The organism is Planctomycetaceae bacterium, from assembly GCA_039680605.1.
Taxonomy (GTDB): Bacteria; Planctomycetota; Phycisphaerae; order SM23-33; family SM23-33; genus JAJFUU01.
On sequence record JBDKTA010000015.1, the window covers coordinates 79,520 to 99,035 of the forward strand.

At 65.2% G+C, this 19,516-nt stretch carries 11 protein-coding genes and 1 tRNA gene; 3 read left to right on the forward strand and 9 right to left on the reverse strand.

What is annotated here, in order from left to right; genetic code table 11:
- Positions 1–65 precede the first annotated feature (65 nt).
- Together ABFD92_05005 and ABFD92_05010 are read right to left on the reverse strand one after the other, a co-directional pair.
- Entirely contained in the window at positions 66–1,355 is a 1,290-nt protein-coding gene (locus ABFD92_05005) for a transaldolase family protein (GenBank protein MEN6503876.1), read from the reverse strand.
- Positions 1,356–1,501: 146 nt separating this feature from the next.
- A complete protein-coding gene (locus tag ABFD92_05010; GenBank protein MEN6503877.1) occupies positions 1,502–1,915 on the reverse strand; it encodes a CBS domain-containing protein in 414 nt (137 codons plus the stop codon).
- A gap of 173 nt (positions 1,916–2,088) precedes the next feature.
- On the opposite strand from ABFD92_05010, the gene polX reads away from it, so the two are divergent.
- Positions 2,089–3,807: a DNA polymerase/3'-5' exonuclease PolX gene (gene polX, locus ABFD92_05015; GenBank protein ID MEN6503878.1), complete on the forward strand. Its 1,719-nt coding sequence runs from the start codon at positions 2,089–2,091 to the stop codon at positions 3,805–3,807.
- A 113-nt stretch (positions 3,808–3,920) separates the two neighbouring features.
- Here polX and ABFD92_05020 read toward each other — a convergent pair whose 3' ends face one another.
- Positions 3,921–5,480 carry a CAP domain-containing protein gene (locus ABFD92_05020; protein MEN6503879.1) on the reverse strand — a complete coding sequence of 520 codons (1,560 nt, stop codon included), beginning with the start codon at positions 5,478–5,480 and terminating at the stop codon, positions 3,921–3,923.
- A gap of 308 nt (positions 5,481–5,788) precedes the next feature.
- Here ABFD92_05020 and ABFD92_05025 point away from each other — a divergent pair, with 308 nt between their 5' ends.
- Positions 5,789–6,298: a DUF1854 domain-containing protein gene (locus ABFD92_05025; GenBank protein ID MEN6503880.1), complete on the forward strand. Its 510-nt coding sequence runs from the start codon at positions 5,789–5,791 to the stop codon at positions 6,296–6,298.
- Positions 6,299–6,495: 197 nt separating this feature from the next.
- On the opposite strand, the gene ABFD92_05030 is transcribed toward ABFD92_05025, so the two are convergent.
- Positions 6,496–8,775 (reverse strand): ABC transporter ATP-binding protein, encoded by a 2,280-nt coding sequence (locus ABFD92_05030; GenBank protein ID MEN6503881.1) that lies wholly within the window; start codon positions 8,773–8,775, stop codon positions 6,496–6,498.
- Positions 8,776–9,030: 255 nt separating this feature from the next.
- Here ABFD92_05030 and ABFD92_05035 point away from each other — a divergent pair, with 255 nt between their 5' ends.
- Entirely contained in the window at positions 9,031–13,185 is a 4,155-nt protein-coding gene (locus ABFD92_05035) for a PAS domain S-box protein (protein ID MEN6503882.1), read from the forward strand.
- A gap of 53 nt (positions 13,186–13,238) precedes the next feature.
- On the opposite strand, the gene ABFD92_05040 is transcribed toward ABFD92_05035, so the two are convergent.
- The 5 genes from ABFD92_05040 to ABFD92_05060 form a co-directional block, all read right to left on the reverse strand.
- Positions 13,239–13,326, reverse strand: a tRNA-Ser gene (locus ABFD92_05040).
- Between the two features lie 77 nt (positions 13,327–13,403).
- Positions 13,404–15,596, reverse strand: a complete 2,193-nt coding sequence (locus ABFD92_05045) for a chitobiase/beta-hexosaminidase C-terminal domain-containing protein (protein ID MEN6503883.1) — start codon at positions 15,594–15,596, stop codon at positions 13,404–13,406.
- Between the two features lie 256 nt (positions 15,597–15,852).
- Positions 15,853–15,981, reverse strand: coding sequence for a hypothetical protein (locus ABFD92_05050; protein MEN6503884.1), 129 nt, complete (start codon positions 15,979–15,981; stop codon positions 15,853–15,855).
- Between the two features lie 5 nt (positions 15,982–15,986).
- Positions 15,987–16,208 carry an addiction module protein gene (locus ABFD92_05055; protein ID MEN6503885.1) on the reverse strand — a complete coding sequence of 74 codons (222 nt, stop codon included), beginning with the start codon at positions 16,206–16,208 and terminating at the stop codon, positions 15,987–15,989.
- A 98-nt stretch (positions 16,209–16,306) separates the two neighbouring features.
- Positions 16,307–19,456, reverse strand: coding sequence for an acyl-CoA dehydratase activase (locus ABFD92_05060; protein ID MEN6503886.1), 3,150 nt, complete (start codon positions 19,454–19,456; stop codon positions 16,307–16,309).
- Positions 19,457–19,516 lie beyond the last annotated feature (60 nt).

A 19,516-nucleotide genomic window follows, 5' to 3' on the forward strand; every position in this document is an offset into this window, starting at 1 on the left:
TATGGCTGTGAAAGTTTCCCTTACCGGCAAAAGGGGCAAAAAATTTTGCCGATGAGATCCCGCGCCTATTGTGCGGCGTGCTGGAGCACGTCCTGCACCCGGTTGTCCATGGCGACCTGGTCGGCGTTGAACGCGTTCCACCCGGCCAGGTTCATCAGGCTGTCCAGGCCGATGGCGCCCTCCTGCAGCAGGTCGCGCCAGTTCTCCAGGCGGGGGATTTTGCCCTCGGTGGCGCTGCTGTGGCGCTGTTGGCGCGTCCAATCGGGGAAGATGTCGCCGCAGCCGTGGCGGGCGAGGAACGCCGTCAGGTCCCCGCCGGTGAAGGCGTCCACGTCTTCGCTTTCCAGCGCGTGCAGGCATTTGACCAGACGCTCATCGACGTCCCAAAGCGTATGCAGGCCGGTCGCGTGTTCGTCGACGCCCTCGGCCAGCGGCGGGTCATAGCGTCTGGCGGTGCAGTCCTGCAACTGCTGGGGATCGGTTCCTTCGACCAACTGGAGAAACTCGCCAGCCACTTTGGGCGGTATGGTCATCACGTCCAGTCCGGCCAGGTCCCGGACCTGTCTGCCGTCGCGGAAGCTCGCGCCGATCTGGCGCGTGGCGATGCCCATCTGCTCGCGCAGGCCCTTCAGGTGCGCCTGCGAAGCCAAGGTGGCCTTCTCGCCCACGTACGTTCCGTCGCCGAGCTTGTTCTGGGCGACAAAACTGTTCAGACGCCCCAGGAACACGTTGACGAACGCCGGTCGGCCGACCCGGGCGATCAGGTAGTTCTGCCGTGCCGAAAAGCCCAGCGTATGGTTGACGGCGATGCCCTCGGCGGTGCAGCGACGGGTGGCCAGAACGCCCGCCGGCGACAGCGGGATCTTCACGTAGAACCGCTGCGGGCAGATCTCGTAATAGCGCCGCGCGTACGCCAAAGCAGCCGGCAGGTCGTCCGCCAGGTCGGTGTGCTCCTCGACCGAGACGAAGGCGTCGAACGTCTCGACGAGCTTGAGTCCGTGACGCGCATTGAGGATGAACGCCAACTCGAGCTTACGCTGCTGCGGCGAGAGCGTGAAGTCGTCGAGCAGTCTGGAGGCCTCCACGATCAGGTCGTCGTAGAGGCCCTTCTGTACCTGCTGATTGAGCAGGGTGTTGTTGGTGGTCAGAGCGGCGAACTCGCGCGTCCAGCAGACGCCGACGTCGTCGATGTCGCCGCTGTCGAGCCACAACTGCGTTCCCAACTCGTTGAGCCGGCGCCACAGGGGATGGGTCGGAAACGTCGCTCGCACCTGTCCCAGCCGCGGCGCGAATCCCTCAAGCACGAACTCCCTCACACGGTCGCTCAGTTGGGAACCCGGTCCGGCGTCAGTCATCGCGGCGCTCCTTCCGTAAAAGTATAGCAGGCCGCTGAACACGTCGCAGGCGTCCCTCCACGCCCGCGACACGCCAGCGGCCTGCGTGTCCAGTGGCACAGGCTTTCCAGCCTGTGATTGCACAGCCTGGAAAGGCCGTGCCACCGCTAGGGTCTGCAGACTTCCTCGATCACTTCCTCAGCCACGTCGGCGTCGCGGCTTTCGGCGATGTCTCCCAGCGACAGCACGCCGGCGGGCTGGTCGTCATCATCAAGCACCAGCAGGCGGCGGATCTTCTTGCTCTTCATCAACTCTGCGGCATCGGCGATGTCGTCATCGCTGTGGCAGGTGAAGACCTCGCCGGTCATGATCTCGTCGACGGTGGTGGCGGCAGGGTCCATCCCCGCCGCGACGGCGCGGATCACAATGTCGCGGTCGCTGACGACTCCCGCAGGCCTGTCGCTGCGCATCACCGGGAGATAGCCCACGTCCTCGTTCTTCATGATCGTGGCCGCCTCCGTCAGCGATCCGTTGGCGTCGATACTCCTGACGTTTTGTGTCATGGCGTCTCGTACTCGCATGGGAGTCTCCTTCACAAGGGGCCGGCTACCAAATCGTAGGAGCCCACGGCCGCCGGCGGCATGGGGCGAGGGCTTGTTTTCCAGGCAAGACTTCACGCGACGGCGATAGGGCAAATCCGGATGCCCCATGAAGGCCTGAGGCGATTGTGCGGCGGCCTATAATTTTCTCAGCCATGGAAAACGCCCAGGTTGCCGACATGTTCGACGAGATCGCCGACCTGCTCGACCTGCAGGGCGAGGACGCCTTTCGTATCCGCTCCTATCGCAACGCCGCCCGCACCCTGCGCAACCTCTCGCAACGGCTGGAAGACATGGCCGCCGAGGGCAAAGACTTCGCCGACCTGCCCAACATCGGCAAGAGCACGGCTGCCAAGGTCGCCGAAATGCTCGCCACCGGCACGTGCGAGCGACTGGAGGCGTTGCGGGCGGCCGTTCCGAGCGACCTTCCGGTGCTGATGCGTCTTCCGGGCATTGGTCCGCGCAAGGCCATGCAGCTTCACCGGCAGTTGGGGATCACGGCGGTGGAAGACCTCGAAGCCGCCTGCCGCGAGGGCCGCGTGCGAACCCTCGCCGGCATGGGCGCCAAGACCGAGCAGAAGATCCTCGAGGGCCTGGCGATGCTGGGCAAGAGCGCCGGTCGCATCCTTTATACAGCGGCTGCGGGCTATGCGGCGGCGTTGCGGCGGCATCTGGATCGGATCGGGGCGATCTCGCAGTGGGAGATCGCCGGTAGTTTTCGCCGCCACAGCGAAACCGTGGGCGATCTGGACATCCTCGTGCAGGCGCGAGACCGGGCGAAGGCGGCCGCGGCGATCATCGCCTTCGACGAGGTCGACCGGGTGCTGGCGCGGGGACCCGAGCGGGTGGCCGTCACGCTCCAGGGCGGTCTGCAGGTGGACTTTCGCTTCTTCAACGCCGAGGCGTTCGGGGCGGCGCTGATGTACTTCACCGGCTCCAAGGCCCACAACATCGCCCTGCGCCGCCGCGCGATCGAGCGAGGTTGCAAGCTCAACGAGTACGGCCTCTTCGAGGGCGACCGTGCGGTGGCGGGGGCGACGGAAGAGGACGTCTACAAGCGCCTGCACCTGGCGTGGGTTCCCCCCGAACTCCGCGAGGACCGCGGCGAGATCGAGGCCGCGGCGGCGGGGACTCTGCCGAAGCTGATCGAACCGGCAGATGTGCGGGGCGATCTGCAGTCGCACACCACCGCCACGGACGGTCTGCACACGGTCGAGGAAATGGCCCACGCCGCGGCGGACATGGGCTACCAGTACCTCGCGATCACCGATCATTCCAAGGCCATTGCCATGTCGCACGGGCTCGATGAGGATGCCCTGCGCCGCCATGCTGAGCATATCCGCGGCGTCGACGCGACCTTCAAGAACCTGTGGGTGATGGCCGGCGTCGAGGTGGACATTCTCAAGGACGGGCAACTGGACCTGGACGAAAAGGTGCTGGGAGAGATGGACTGGGTGATCGCGGCGGTGCATTCGCATTTCAACCTCGATGAGAAGGCAATGACGCAACGCCTGCTGGCGGCGATCAACAGCGGCGTGGTGCATGCCATCGCCCATCCGCTGGGGCGCATCATCGGCCGGCGCGAGCCGGTCGCCTTCGATGCCGACAAGATCTTCGATGCCTGCAGCCGCCGGGGCGTGCGGCTGGAGATCAACGCCCAGCCGGACCGCCTGGACCTGCCCGACACGCACTGCCGCCGCGCGCGGGAGGCGGGCGTGGGTTTCACGCTGGGCACCGACGCGCACAAGATCGAGGACCTGCACCACATGCCCCAGGGTGTCTACGTGGCCCGGCGCGGATGGCTGAGCCGCGCCGACGTGCTTAATACGCGCACGGCGGCACAATTGCGCAAGGAACTGAAACGGAAGGGGTGAATTGCATGCCCATGGCGACCCGCAAGAAACAACAACGCGTGTCGCCATGCCACCCGGTTTCTTCGAATTTCGAATTTGTTCTTTCGGATTTCCCGGACCAGCAGGTCCGGGTGTCACTTCATCCCGCCGGCGTAATCGATCGCGCACATCGTGCCGTAGTGGGAGTGCGGCGCGATCGCCACGCCGGCGAGTTTGAAGCTCTTTTCGAAGATGTTGAGCCGATGGCCGCGGCTGGGCACGCCGTCGTCGATAATCAGTTGCAGCACGATCTCCCGCGCCGTGGTGGGGCCGTAGGAAATGTTCTCGCCGCTGCTGTGTACGGGCTTGCCGTAGCGTTTGATGCGTTCCTTGGCACTGCTGCCGTCGCTGCCGGTATGCCCGGTCATGCCCTTGGGGCCGGTGTCCTTGGCGTGCTCCATCGCCGCCTGCGATAGCGGCTTGGAAGGCGCCAGCGGCGGGACCGTGGCCACTTTCTCCAGATACGCGATGGTCTCGTCCAGCACGGCTACCCCTTCCTTGGTGCGGATCTTGTGCCCCTCGGCCGAGACGAAGGTGTTGCCTTTCATGCGGGCCTTGAGGTCCTTGACGAGTTTGGCGTAGAACAGCGGGTTGGTGCGGGCAAGGTTCATCTCGGCGATCACCGCCCGCTCCGTCGGCGTCAGGTAGGACGCGGTTATCACTGCAGACTGCGGATCCGGCGACGGAACCGTTACGGGCTTGGGCGTCTCCTTGTCGCGAACGGGCGCCAGGCGCGGGCCGCTCAGCAGCGCGCGGCGGTCGAGGCGCCAGATCATCAGCCCGCCGGTGCTGCCGCTGACGCCGCAGGCCAGATACCGCCCGTCGGAACTGAAGGCCATCGCCGCAAGCGGTTGGCCCAGGGCAAGCTTGTGCATCACGTCGTACCTGGCGTCGCGCAGCACGACGGTGCCGTCGGCGCCCGCCGATGCGAGGATGGCCCCGTCGGCGCTGGCAGCCAGTGCAACCACTCGCCCGGCATGCTCGGCGGGCTTGCGGGCGGGGTCGGCGCCTTTGAGATCCCAGACGGTCAGCCACCCGCCCTCGCCGCCCCCGACCAGGCTCCGCTCGCCCACGAACGCCACTGCCGCCAGGGGCCCAGGAACGGGATCGAACTTGCGGGCGGGCGAACGAGCGGGAATATCCCACAGCAGCGCCGCGGTCGAGGTGGCCGCGGCGAGCCGTTTGCTGTCTTTGGAGAACGTGGCCGCCAGCAACGCACTGCCCGTGGAGACCAGCGGCTGACTCTTGTTTACATCCGCCGCCCGGAACAGCCGCCCCCGCAGGTCGCTGCCGAAGGTGGCCCACCACGTGCCGTCGGGGCTGGCGGCGAGGGAATGGATCTCGCCGATGGCGTCGGCGGAGCGATGGAGGACCTTGCCGTCGGCCGCATCCAGGACCGTCAGGCCCTGTGAACCTGCGACGCCCAGTTGACCGCCGGATGGGTCGAAGCACAATGCCCCGACGCTGCGGATGGGGGCGGCGAAGGCTCGCAGCGCTTTTCCGGTGGCGCTGTCCAGGAGGTGGATGCGGCCATCGGCGCCGCACAAGGCCAGCGTGCTGCCGTCGGGGCTGAACGCCAGCACCCTGGCGCAGCCGTAGTCGGCAGTGTTGAGAACCGTCACGACCGTTTCGCCCGCGAGGGCGGTGGAGACCATGGAGCACCATGCCAGGATGGCGATAACAGAAGCTTGTCTGTGTGGGTAATGGAAAACAAAATGCATGGCACGCCGCTCCTTTCTCCGGCTTCACTATCGCACAACGTCGGCCCCTGGGCAAGCAAAGCTGCGCGTTCCACAAAGCTAAACGCAAGAAGACGGGTGCCATGGCGGTGATTTCATAGCCGCCATGTCCCTGACGGTGATTTGCCAGGCATGGCGGCTGAAGAACGGCCGCCATGGCACCCGGCGTGAAGGCGCATTTTCCGGCCTTCCATCGTTCCTCCAATGCGGGTAAAGTGGGTCGCGTGACAACATCGCACGAAAGCAGAAACGACGCATCGGACGCGATAGCCATCGAGGGTATATCCCGCAACGGCCTGGGGCAGATCGTGGTGCGCCTGGCGGGGCGGAGCGAACCGGTCGTCGACGCCCGCGTTTGCCGCTGCTTTCCCTGGTCGCTGCCGGATCAGTACATCTCGATCCGAGACAAGGACGGCAACGAGGTCGTCCTGCTCGAGACGCTGGACGCCCTGAACGGCGATTGGCAGACCCTGCTGATCGAGGAGCTGCGAGACAAGGCCTTCAACCCGCAGATCCGAAAAGTGCTCAGCCACAAGACCGAGTTCGGCGTCACCTCCATCACCGCGATGACCGACCGCGGCGAGGTGATCTTCCAGATCCGCAGCCGCGAGGACGTGCGCGTGCTCTCGCCCAGGCAGGCCCTCTTCCGCGACGCCGACGGAAACACCTACGAACTGGCCGACCTGAACGCCCTGGACAAGACCAGCCGCCACCACCTGTCGCAGTATTTTTGATGGATGGGGGGGATGAATGGATGAATGGATGGGTGGATGGATGGGATTCGGAGCCGCTGAGGTCGCTGAGGACGAAGAGAGACGGGAGAGACGGGGAAGCCTAAAGCCCTTAATTTGTTTCACTTCAGCGGCAAAAAGAAAGACTTGCGGCGAATGCCATCCATCCATCCATCCATCCATCCATCCACTCGGCTGCTTCATCCGATGGCGATGATCGACTGCATTTCGCTCTGGAGGCGCAGGAGTTTGGCGTAGGTGCCTTCGGGGAGGGCGGATAGGTCGTCGTGCGATCCTTGCTCGATGATCTTGCCTTTGTCGAGCACGACGAGGTGGTCGGCCTTGCGCAGGGTCGAGAGGCGATGCGCGATGGCGATGGTGGTGCGGTTGGCCACCAGGCGAGCCAGGGCTTCCTGGATGAGCTTCTCGGTCTGCGTGTCGACGGAGCTGGTCGCCTCGTCGAGGATCAGGATCGCCGGGTCTGAAAGAATCGCCCGGGCGATGCTGATACGCTGGCGTTCGCCGCCGCTGAGCGTGTGGCCGCGCTCGCCGATGAGGGTGTCGTACCCGTCGGGAAAGCTGACGATGAAGTCGTGGGCATTGGCGGCCTTGCTGGCGGCGATGATCTGGTCGATGGTCGCGTCGGGACAGCCGTAGGCGATGTTGCGGGCGACGGTCTCGTGAAAGAGGAACGGTTCCTGCAGCACCACGCCGATGTGGCGGCGGAGGGTCTCGACGTCGTAGTCGCGCACGTCGACGCCGTCGACGAGGATCTGCCCCTCGAGCACGTCGTAGAAGCGGCAGATCAGGTTCACCAGCGTCGTCTTGCCGCCGCCGGAGGGTCCGGCCAGGCCCAGCATCTTGCCCGGGTCCACCTTCAGCGAGACGTCGTGGAGGACCTTGCGCACGCCGTCGTAGCTGAAGCTGACGTTTCGCAGCTCGATGGCCCCGCGCACGGCGGCGGCGCTGTGGGCGGCGTGTTTGGAGAAGATCGCCGGTTCGGCGTCGAGGATCTCGAAGATGCGCTGCACGGAGCTGGCGGCGCGGTTGAACATGCGGTCGACGTGGGCGATCTGGTGGATGGGGCGGTAGAACATCATCATGTACGCGATGAACGCCATCAGCATTCCCACGGTCATCTGCGGCTGGGGCGTGCCCCATTCCTTGACAACCCACCAGCCTCCGACGATCCACACCAGCAGCGACCCCAGGTGCGTGCAGAACTCCATTACCGGTCCGAACAGCGTCCACAGGCCGATCATCGCCACTTCGTTGCGGTAGTACCCGTCGTTGCGGTCGCTGAAGCGGCGGATCTCGCGTTTCTCCTGGCTGAAGGCCTTGATCACGCGCACGCCGGGCAGGGCGTCGGCGACGACGGCAGTCAGCAGCCCCCAGCGGTGAAAGAGGCGGTCGAAGCCGCGGTGGAGCAGCTTGTGGAAGATGATCGTCAGGGCGAGCATCAGGGGCACCGGCAGCAGGACGATGCAGGCGAGCTTCCAGTTCATCACGAACAGCGCCACGCCGACGCCGACGATGGTCAGCACGGAGGTGGCGATCTGAACGATGGTCCAGGCCAGGAAGTCCCAGATGCGGTCGCTGTCGCTGGTGATTCGCGTCACAAGCGTGCCGGTGGGGCGCTTGGAGAAGAAGCTCAGGCTCAGCTTGTGCAGGTGGGCGTACGCCAGGTCGCGGATGTCGCGGCTGACCCGCGAGCCCAGCATCGCCATCAGGCGTTCGCGCATGGCCCCGGCCAAGGCGCCGATCAGCGTCAGCGCCGCCAGGGCGATGACGTAGGTCAGCAGCACGTTGAAATTCGGCGCCTGCCGCGAGCCGCCGGTCCCCAGGCCCCGGTCCAGCATCGGCTTGGTCAGCCAGGGCATCGCCAGCGCCGTGGCCGTCGTGAACACCGACAGCAGCAACCCCGCCACGGCCCGTCCGCGGTAGGGGCGGATGTAATCGAATAACCGCGTGAGCACCTTGCGGCGCGACAGGCAGGCCGGGCACGCTTCGGCCCAGGGTGGGATCACCCGCTGGCACTTGTCGCAGCGGATCTTCTTTTCGTCGCCGCGCGGCGCTTCGGCGTCGGGTTGTTCGTCCTTGCCGTCGATGCGGCGCTCGATCCGTCGGTGGATGCTGGCCACTTCTCGCGCGTGGCGCAGCGTGTACCGCACCTCGCCCAGCACGCACGAGGCATCGGTCAGGCGCAGGATGCTCATGCCCAGGCCCTCGACCAGCGTCGCCGACGCCAGCGGCGCCAGGTCGATCCACCGCTGCTGCCATTGCCCCGCCGCGAAACGAAAATCGCCCAGCCGCGCCGACGTCAGGACCAGGTGCCCCTGGCAGTACATGCCCCGGTCGTCGAGATCGTAGCGGGCGTATGCCTGCACGTCCTGCGCTGTCCCGAGCAGCTCGATGAGCTCGGGGGGAATGTGGGCAGCCGGATCGGGGGAGGCTGGATCAGGTTGTCGATCTACGGTCATCGCCTGCCTTGTCTGACACAAGAACTACCGCTGGCTGGCGGCGATAGCGGAGAGGGCAGCCGTCCCGCTGCCCGTTCCTCCCCTGCGTATATGCACGATTCTGCAGCGGATTTCAACCCTTGATTGAAGGCCGCTGAAGCAGTGGCTGTTCTTTTCGCCGTCGGAGGAGATTATAATCACGTCTGTCTTCAGGATATTGTTGGTCCGGTCCATGTTTTACGGAACATGTCGAGGTCGACGTGAAAGGAAGTGTTCATGGCGACGGCACCTGAACGAACCCCGCCGGCCAGTCCGCGCTGGATGCGGCTGGCTGCTGTCTTTCTGGCGTTGGCGTCGGGTCTGACGGCGGCACAGGCGATCGTCTGCTGGTTGCTCGACCGGTGGGACTTGGCCTCGTGGGGGCGCGGCCTGGTCCCGATAGCCCCGAGCACCGCGGTGCTGATCCTGCTGCTCAGCGCCTGCGCTGTTCTGCGCCCGCGCTATCCGTCGCGGGCCGTCGCCGGCGGCCTGGTGCTGCTGGGAGTGCTTGCTGCCATCGCCATGGGGCTGTTGGTGTTGGCCCAGGGGGCGTTTGACTTCGAATTGCCGCTGGAGCGGTGGTTGTCGCCCACCACCGCCAAGGTGGACGAGATCCCCATCGGGCGAATGTCGCCGCTGACGGCGGCGGTCTTCCTGCCCATCGCAACGGCGCTGCTGTTCCAATTGCGCCAATGCGGCCGCCGGTGGCTGTGCCAGGCGTCGTCGATTCTGCTTCTTATGGCGAGCCTATGCCTTTTCGTCGTCCTTCTGAGCTACGCCGCCGGCGCACCGGTTCTCTATGGCAGCCGGACGATTCCCATGGCTTTGCCAACGGCCGTCGCCATGGGGCTTCTGGGTTTGAGTGTTCTGGCAGGGTCCGGTCCGCAGGTCTGGCCGCTGTCGCTTCTCGTGACGGGGCCTCTGGAATCGGCGTCACCGAACCCCGTTGCCAAAGGGCCGATCCTGGTTTCCCTGGCGTTGGTTGCGGCCGTGGCGTTCAGCAGCGTTTTTTACGCCCGGCACGAGATATCCCAGGTTCGCCAGGCGGCATATACGCAACTGTCGGCCATCGCCAAGTTGAAGGTGGACCAGATCGTCGCCTGGCAGAATGAGAGGCTCGCCGATGCGCAACTGGCTGCGATGCACATTCTGCAATCCGATGTCGCCCGGTGGTCTGGCGGTGCTGACGAGGCGTCCAAGGCCGCCATCGTAGAGCATCTGCGTATGTTGCAGAGGATCAAAGGATATGAGAATGCGATCCTCGCCGACGCCAACGGGCGGCGCCTGTTATCACTGGACGCCCACCTGGAGTCCCTGGACGACAGCGCGGCGCTATTGGTCGCCAGGATCGTTGCGTCACGTGCCGCCATGGCGGGCGACCTCCTGCACTGCCCCTCATGCCGGCGGATTCATCACGATGTGGGGGCCCCTGTCCTGGGCGGCGACGGGCAGCCCATCGCCGTCATTCTCCTGCGGAGCGATCCAGAGCACTCTCTGTATCCGCTTCTCCAGATGTGGCCAACGCCCAGCCGGACTTCGGAGACATTGCTGATCCGCAAAGAGGCAGACGACGTGCTGTTCCTCAACAAGCTCCGCCACCGCGGCGATGCGGCTTTGACCGTTCGGATTCCGATGTCGAAAGCGGACGTTCCGGCGGTGCGGGCGGCGATGGGCCAGAGCGGAAGGTTCAGCGGGCGCGATTACCGGGGCGTGGAGGTCCTGGCGGATGTTCGGCCGGTGCCGCTGACGCCCTGGTTCATCATCGCCAAGGTGGACGCGCGCGAGATTCTCTCCGAAGCGGCGTATCGCGGATGGGTGGCGCTGCTTCTTGCGGCGCTGCTGACCCTCATGACCGGCGGTGCGACGGCGCTGGTGTATCACCGCCGCCAGCGGAATCTCTATCAAAGCCTGTTCCTGGCTGAACGGCAGCGCCGCCAGGTCCAGGAGGAGATCCGCGCGACGTTCTATGGCATCGGCGACGGCGTGATCTCAACCGACGCGACCGGATGCGTCTCCCGCATGAACGGCGTGGCCGAGCAGTTGACTGGTTGGACCGAGGCCCAAGCGCTGGGCAAGCCCCTCGATCAGGTCTTTCGCATCATCAATGAGGATACCCGCCTGGAAGTGGAAAGCCCCGTCGGGCGAGTCCTGCGCGAAGGGGTCATCGTCGGTCTGGCCAACCACACGCTCCTGATCGCCCGCGACGGCAGCGAGTGCCCCATCGCCGACAGCGGCGCGCCGGTTCGCGACGAACACGGCCGCACCGCCGGCGTGGTGCTGGTCTTCCGCGACGTGGCCGACCAGCGCCAGTCGCAGCAGGAGATGCTCCGCCTGAACCGCTCGCTGCGGGCGATCAGCGACTGCAACCAGGCGATCATCCGCGCGACAGAGGAGTCGCTGATGCACGGCGAGATCTGCCGGATCATCCACGGGGTGGGCGGCTATCCATTTGTCTGCATCAGCATGAGAGAGGACGACGAAGGCAAGAGCGTCCGCGGCGTCGCCCAGGCGGGGGCAGACCAGGTTTATCTAGACGATGCTCGCGTCACCTGGGCCGACACCCCGCGAGGGCGGGGACCCACCGGAACGGCCATCCGCACGGGGCGGCCGAGTATTGTTCAGCGCACGGCCGATGACTCTCGTTATGCCCCGTGGCGCGAGATGGCTACCGCACACGGGTTCCTTTCCAGCGCGGCGTTTCCCCTGATGCTCGACGGTAAGGCCTTCGGGGCGTTGACCGTTTGCGCCGGCGTGGCCGACGCCTTCACCCCGCAGGAGGCGGCGCTGCTGGAGGAACTGGCCGGCGATGTGGCGTATGGCGTGGCGGCGCTGCGAACGGCCTCGACGCTTGGCGCCCAGCAGGAAGAACTGCGGGCGGTTCATGACAACATTTCGATCATGACATTCCTGACGGATCGGGACCGCAACATCGTCTTTGCCAATCGCGCGGGCGCGCGGTTTGTCGGCTTGCCCCAGGACCAGCTCGTGGGCCAGCGCGTCTGCGGCGTGCTGGGGTGCATCCATGCCAATGACGACCCGCGCGGGTGCGGGTTTGGCCCCCACTGCCCCCAGTGCTCGCTGCTCCAGACCATCCAGGACACGTTGGCGACGGGACAGGCCCATCAGGACGTCGAGCAGAGAATGGTCCGCGTCAAAGACGCACAGCGTCAGGAGGCGGTCCTGATCGCCTCGACGGCGATGATCCAGCCGGCGGGGCAGGCGCGCTTGCTGTTGTGCCTGGAGGACGCCACCCAGCGCAAGGAGGCCCAGGAGGCTCTGTCGGAAAGCGAGGCGCGATTCCGCTCCTTCATCGAGGCGGCGCCGGAAGGCTTCTTTGTCCAGAGCGAAGGGCGATTTGCCTTTGTCAACCAGGCCTTGCTCAAGATCATGGGGGCCTCGACGCCTGAGGAACTTCTGGGCAAGGATTTCTTCCCTCGAATCGCTCCGGAGTATCACCAGAAGGTGCGAGATCGCATCCGCTTTCAGCGCGAGACCGGCCAGGCCGTCTCGGCGATGGACCAGGAATTCCTCCGCCTTGACGGCTCGCGGGTTCCGGTCGAGACCGCCGCGGCGCCGATCCGCTACAAGGGCGGCGAGGCGAATCTGGTTTTCGTCCGCGACATCACCGATCGCCGCCGGCTCCAGGAGCAGCTTCGACAGTCGCAGAAGATGGAGGCTATCGGACAACTGGCCGGCGGAGTGGCTCACGACTTCCGCAATCAACTCACCGTGATCAAAGGCTTCGCCGAGATGCTCCTGCGTCGCTCGCTGGTTCTGGACAGCGGCGTCGACCAGGTTCAGGAAATCCTCAAGGCCGCCCAGCGTTCCACTCTCCTGACCGGTCAACTGCTGGCCTTCAGCCGAACGCAGATGCTGACTCCCCAGCGGGTGGATCTGGTGGAGATCGTAGTCGACATCATCAAGGCCGTCCCGCACATGGTTGGCGAGCACGTGCGCCTTTCGGTGTCCGCCTCTTGCGATCGATGCCTGGTGGAAGTCGACCCCACCCAGCTGCAGCAGGCCCTGATCAACCTGGTGGCCAACGCCCGCGACGCCATGCCCGACGGCGGCGAACTGACGATCGAGGTCTCCCGCAGGCGGCTGGACGATCCGATCCTCCAGAAATATCCCGACGCCGTCGCGGGGGTCTATGCAGCCGTGGCGGTCGCCGACACTGGATGTGGTATGGACGATGCGACCCTGTCCAGACTCTTCGAGCCGTTCTTCACGACCAAGGAAGTGGGGCGCGGCACCGGGCTGGGGCTGGCCATGGTCTACGGTTTCGTCAAGCAGAGCGGTGGAATCATCGACGTCGAGAGCCGCCTCGGGCAGGGCAGCACCTTCACGCTTTACTTTCCCCAGTGCGACGATGCTCAGGCAACGGGTTCGTAGCATGCCCCGTATGACGCTGCGGTCCCACCCAAAAGGAAAACTCTTTTGCCAAACGGAGAGGGCGGGATTCGAACCCGCGGTACCCTTTTGGGGCACACAGCATTTCCAGTGCTGCACATTCGGCCGCTCTGTCACCTCTCCGGAAAACTTACCTTACTATATCGTCTATCCTCGCCGCATGGAACATCGCAGCTTGAAGGTTTGTGTCCGGGGGCGGTTCACTTCCTGGTGATGAGCAGATAGTTGATTCGCGTCAGGCGGCCGGCGCGGAGGCGGTCGTGGCTGGAGAGGGTCAATCGCCCGTCTTTGACCTCGACGCTCTTGACGATCTCGCGGTGCTCGCCGCGGTTGACGACCAGGTCTCTGCAGAACTCCACGCCGTTGGCGACGACCGTGCCGTTCTCGATCTTGCCCTCGGCGTCGCCGATGCAGACCGTCACCTCGTACGTGCCGTTGGCCAGCAGGATGCTCCAGGTGCTGCGGGGCATGAAGGCCACCTGCGTACACTTGAGCGGGTCGGCCCCTTTACGCCGCGCGGCCGAGGCGGTCATGTCCACGTTCCAGCCGTACGCCCGATCGCCATGAACGCCGAACATCTCGCCGCTGTCGACAAAATAGCCCTCGACGGCCGCATCCTTGGGACCGAAGTTGATCTTGATCCCGCCGCCGGCGTCGCCCGAGACGCGCGTGAGGGTGACGGGTTTCGCCGCGGCCGCGGCGGGGCCTTTGTCGGTCCAGGTGCGCGCGGTCAGGATGGTCTTAGCCTTGAGCGTCAGCGGTTTGTCATAGACCGGCGAGGCCGCCGTCGGCTCCGATCCGTCGAGCGTATAGCGGATGACGGCGCCCTTCAGCAGCGGCCGCAACTCGACCGAGCCCTGGCCGACGAAAACCGTGCGGCCGACCTGGCCGTCCACGACGACCTGCGAGGCGTAAAGCTCTTGCCGCAGCGAATCGAGGGCCGCTTTCAGGCGGGCCAGCGTGTCGGCGCTCTGCTGCGAGAGACCTGTCTTGCCTTCGACTGGCCCCATGATGCCATGGATCTTCTCGACGGTCTTGGCCGCCTGCGCTTCGACGGCTTGGAAGTCCGCAAGCGTTGCTTGTCCGGCGAGGGCCTTTTGCCGCTGCTGGCTGCAGGCGGCCACGATCTGGAGATACAGGTCTTTTGTGCCGCTGTGCAGCACCTTGTCCAGGTCGCTCGGGTCGAGGCGGATCAGCCTGCCGTCGCCGGCCTTGAGGCCATCCAGAGCGACCGTCCAGGCCGGTTGGATAATGCGCACGGCGTTGGGCGCGGCGCCGGGGGGCGGCAGGATTTCTGCCACGTCAGCGCCCGGGCCGAAGGTCAGGTGGACGGTGCGCGCCGGCGCCTCGGGGCGGCGGGTGAAGTTCGTCCGCTTGTCGACGACCATCACGTAAGCGGGCTTGCTATTGCCGGCCTTGAAGTTCTCGAAGCCGTCCTCGACGACCAGCACACCGGCCAGCAGCGAATCGTCCATGCTCTCGATGAGCTTGCCTGCCCCGACATCGAGCGCGCCGTAGGGTTTATCGCCGCCGCCGGCGGTGTGGTACACGCCCGTGCTGCGGCAGCCGAAAACGTGCCGCCCGACGACCCCGTTGATGTACGCGCCGACCTCGGCGTTGGTCCGGTAGACGTTGCCGGTCTTGGCGTTCCACTGCGGGCGCTTGCCCGAAGAGGAATAGGCAAACGACATCACGCCCGAGGCCCCGTACGCCACGGCTGAGTAGTTCTGGAAACGGATCTCGCTGTCGGCGACGGATTCTCGCGCGGCCAGGGCGGCGTAGATCGGCCAGAAGGTCATGTTGAGCTTGTTGGCGTTGAGTCGGTCGCCTTCGAGCGAGTTGCAGTAATTCATGCGCTTGATATGGTCGGGCCCGGTGTTGTTGTACCCGAAGGCGTAATTCTGCGTCGAGAGTACGGGCATGGGGGTGCGGGCCTGGTGGCCGGGGTTGGGGTTCTCGGCCAGGTATGCGATGAGCGTCGGGTGGTTTTCCTTGAGCCATCCGGCGCACTGCAGCGTCTGTCGCGGCAGGCCCGAGGCGTTGTCCCAGAGGTTGAACCCGATCACGCTGGGGTGTTTGAAGACCTTGTCGCCCAGGGCCTGGAGCTTGGGCAGGTCGTACCAGATGGCCGCGACCATGATCTTCATGTCGTTGGCCTTGGCGTTGTCGAGCCCGCCGGCTCCGTCCATGAGGACGTTGAAGCCGGCCGCCTTGGCGGTGGCGTAGAACTCGCTGCTGTAGTCATGCCCGGTGCGGTAATGGAACCCGACCACCGCCCACTCCCGCAGCGAAAACCGCTTCATGCAATCCAGCGGTGGATGCAGCGGCTCATAGGCCGCCGCAGGCAGGGCAAGCCACAGGATCGTTACAACGAGCAGCATCTTGCGAAGCATGGCGATCTCCAGAAAAGGTTCCACGTAAGGAACACGGTACAGGAGCGATGGTTCTTACGCCAGAGGGAGCTAACGGGGGATAAAGATCGGCCGGATCATTTTCTATTCTGCCAATAGCCGGGTTTGCGGTGGAGGTGCATTATCGCCAGAATCTTCACGCCCTGAGAGTGACTATGGTAGACAACACCATAGGGGAAATGCCGGATTCGACAGCGACGAGTGCGCTAGCCCGCCAAGGGCCAAGCAAGGGGATTCTTCAGTATCCGGTCGGTTGCCTGTCGCGATTCCCAGGCAAATTCAAATCCCAAACCCGCGCCTGTTGGTTGTAGTAATCAATGGCCTCGTTCAGTTCCGCTTCCGCAGCCGGATGAAATTCGATATGCACCGACTTCACCTTTTCTGGTCGATCTTGCGGAAGACTTCCTCTGCGGGAATCCCTTTCACCTGCCCGCTGTCCATCTCATCAAGCCGTTTTTCAGCTTCCTCGGCCCAGGCGGCGTCTATCTCTTCTGCATTGGGCCGATCAAAACTTGACATGAGAGCATCGATCAGTGCTGCCCGTTCGGTGGGGGGGAGGCGTAATGCCCGTTCTTTGATTTCCTGCGCGGTCATGGTCAGGCTCCGACTTCAATTTCATTCTACCGCGACGAATAACGGTTAGCAATTTGCTGAACGTCTTACGTTGCCAGAATGAACGCCTTGCGGCGGTACTACGAACCGACGGCGGCGAGTTTTTCGTCTACGCGCCAGGGGCGCAGGATGCCTTTGCTGTCGAGGTAGGCCTCGCAGCGGGTCATCATACCGGCGTCGTTGCTGTGGCCGTCGAACTGGAGGGTCAGGAACGGCTTGCCCGAGGCCAGCGTGACGAAGTGCTTGATGAACGAATCGGGCCCGCACTTGAAGTTGGTGATATAGATGATGTGCAGGTTGTCGTGTCGGGCGACGATCTTTCCGGCGGCGAGGATCTTGCGCCCCAGGGCCCAGTACATCTGGGCGTTGATCTCGCAGACGTCTACGCTCTCGGTATCCAGGAAGTCCTGCGGGATGCAGTTGACGCCGTAGTTGTCGCGCAGCTTGGCGGCGACCGAGAGGTTCACGCCGGCGTCGTGGATATTGTAAGGCCGCCCCAGCAGGACGATGCCCGGCGCGGCGGCGTTGGCCAGGTCGCGCAGGGCGTGGCGTCCGGCCTGGAGGCGCCGGGCGTTGAAGGCGTCCTGGGCGGCAAAGGCCACCTTCAGGGCGTCGGCAATTCGGCGGCGGGTCAGGCCCAGGCGCTTGCCCAGTTCATGGCGGCGGAAGAACTCGACGAACTCGCGGCAGACGAAGTCGCGCCCTTCGCGGAAGTGGATCACCGGCGTGAGGAAGCGGCCGCCCGCGTCGCGCAGGGCTGGGGCGCGGCGCACCACAAAGGGCAGCGTCTGGTGCCAGGGGCACAGGTGCGCCTCGGTATTGCGCCACTGGGTGTCGCTGGAGATGATATTGGGCATGAAGATGTAGTCGACGCCCTTGTCGGCCAGGTCGGCCACGTGCCCGTGCGCGACGATGATCGGGAAGCACGGTTCGGCCACCACGCTGGCCAGACCCGCCTGCACGATCTTCTTGTTGGTCGCCTCCGAGAGCACCACCTGCATTCCCAGGTGCGACAGCAGCGTGCGCCACAGCGGCATCCACTCCAGGGCGAACATGGTGTTGGGCAGGCCCACCCGCGGTCCCGTCGGCGCCGCGTCGGGCATGAACGAATCGTCCATCATCCACTTGCGCCGCAGGGACATCAGGTCTTCGATGACCGGCTTGGTGTGGCTGCGGGCGGCTTTGCGGTAGCGGTCGGAGCACTTGTCGCCCCAGTAGGTCTTGTCGCCCTCGACGTTGAACTCCTGGATCTGGCAATGGTTCGAGCAGCCCTTGCACGTGAACTCGCGCAGCGAATAATCCACTGCCGCCATGTCATACCCGCGGAAGTTGCTGACCGGCGCCGCGTCCTCCTCGGCATTTCCACGCATGCTGACGTACATGCCGCCCAGGCTCGTCTGCCCGCCTCGCGGGCGCGCGTGACCGTTGGCCGTCATCTTGTCGCGAGCCAGCAATGCCGAGCCGATCGCCCCGATCACTCCGTTGTGCGGCGGGACGATGATCTGCTTACCCGTGACGGCCGCGAACGCCGCGGCTACCGCGTCGTTGTACGCCGTTCCGCCCTGGAAGAAGATGCAGTTGCCGATCTTTCGCCCGCGGACGACGCGGTTGATGTAGTTGTAGACGACCGAGTACGCCAGCCCGGCGACGAGGTCGGCCTTGGACGCGCCGCGCTGGAGGTAGCTGTTGACGTCGCGTTCCATGAAGACGGTGCATCGCTCGCCCAGTCGGATGGGGGAGCGGCTGGACATCGCCAGGGCGGCGAACTCGTTCTTGATGGCGATATCGAGTTCTTCGGCCCGCTCTTCGAGAAAGCTTCCCGTTCCGGCGGCGCAGGCTTCGTTCATGGTGAAGTCGACCACCACGCCGCGGTCGAGGGAGATGTACTTGGAGTCCTGCCCGCCGATCTCGAAGATGGTGTCGGGCATGCGCCCGCCGAGCATGGTGCTTCCGACGTAGTTGGCGCCGGTCTTGTGGGCGGTGATCTCGTCGTTGACGGCGTCGGCGCCGATCAGAGCCCCGATGAGCTCGCGCCCCGAACCGGTGGTCCCCACGCCGCGGATATTCAGGCGGTCGCCCCATTGCGACTCGATTTCCTTCAGCGCCTCGGCGACGACCTCGATGGGACGGCCCAGCGTGCGGGTGTAGATCTCCGCGACCATCCGCCCGGCGTCGTCGATCACCACGACGTTCGTCGAGACGCTGCCGATGTCGATGCCCATGTACGCGTCGATGGGTCCCTGGGAATAATCATGGCGGTACTGCGTCACCTCGTTGCGCAGCAGCACCACGTTGTCCAGGCTCAGCGGGGCGGTGGTGGGGAAGGTCCCGTGGGCGCTGTCGCTGGCGGCGCGAAGGTCCGACAACCGCGACAGCGCCTGCCCGCCGGCGCCCTCGGCGGCGACCACCGCGGCGCCGATGGCGGGAACCTCGGCAAAATGATCCGGCACCAGGAACTCGCCGGCATCGAGACCGAACGCTTCCTGGATGGCCGCAACGACGGCGGAATTGGCCGCCACGCCGCCGATCAGCGCCACGGGCGGCTCGACCGGGTGCGATCGAACCACCGCCGTGCGGAAGTTGCGAGCCACGGCCACGCACAGACCGCCCAGAACCTCGGCGGGGGTGTATCCCTTCTGCTGGGCGTGGATCATGTCGCTCTTGGCGAAGACGCTGCACCGCCCGGCCACCTGCGCCGACCGCTGCGCCCCGGCGACCAGGGCGCCGATATCCTCAATGCGGTACTTCAGCCGCCCGGCCTGCTGATCGATGAACGAGCCCGTGCCGGCAGCGCAGTCGCCGTTGGTGGCGTAGTCGACGATATCATAGCCGTCGGGGCCCTGCTTGAGCCGCAGGTACTTGCTGCTTTCACCTCCGACTTCAAAGACGGTGCGAGCCTGCACCCCCAGCGCCCGCAGCGCCGAGGCGATAGCTTTAAACTCGTTGACGCGCCGGGCGCCGAGGGTGGCGGCGGCGATCTTGGAACCGCTGCCGGTCAGGCAGACCGAGGTGACGTTGTCGCTTCCGACGGTGCGGACGACCAGGTCCATGAGTTCCTGGGCGGCGGCCAGCGGTTTGCCCCGCGTGCGTCGGTACGAGGAGACGTAAATTCGCCGCCCGCTGTTGAGGACGGATGTGACCTGCGTCCAGTCGTCGCCGGCAAGGGCAATGGCCGGATCGTCAATGACAATGGCGGCGCTGGCGCTGACGGCACCGATATCTATACCCACGTGACATTTCATGCTGCGCTGGCTCCACACCATCGAAAGACCCCGGGCCGGGGAAAAGCG

Excerpts from the sequence above, each read along its gene's own strand:
- ABFD92_05005 (MEN6503876.1), bottom strand. The coding sequence starts at position 1,355 with ATGACTGACGCCGGACCGGGTTCCCAACTGAGCGACCGTGTGAGGGAG.
- ABFD92_05010 (MEN6503877.1), bottom strand. The coding sequence starts at position 1,915 with ATGCGAGTACGAGACGCCATGACACAAAACGTCAGGAGTATCGACGCC.
- polX (MEN6503878.1), top strand. The coding sequence starts at position 2,089 with ATGGAAAACGCCCAGGTTGCCGACATGTTCGACGAGATCGCCGACCTG.
- ABFD92_05020 (MEN6503879.1), bottom strand. The coding sequence starts at position 5,480 with ATGGTCTCCACCGCCCTCGCGGGCGAAACGGTCGTGACGGTTCTCAAC.
- ABFD92_05030 (MEN6503881.1), bottom strand. The coding sequence starts at position 8,775 with ATGACCGTAGATCGACAACCTGATCCAGCCTCCCCCGATCCGGCTGCC.
- ABFD92_05035 (MEN6503882.1), top strand. The coding sequence starts at position 9,031 with ATGGCGACGGCACCTGAACGAACCCCGCCGGCCAGTCCGCGCTGGATG.
- ABFD92_05045 (MEN6503883.1), bottom strand. The coding sequence starts at position 15,596 with ATGCTTCGCAAGATGCTGCTCGTTGTAACGATCCTGTGGCTTGCCCTG.
- ABFD92_05055 (MEN6503885.1), bottom strand. The coding sequence starts at position 16,208 with ATGACCGCGCAGGAAATCAAAGAACGGGCATTACGCCTCCCCCCCACC.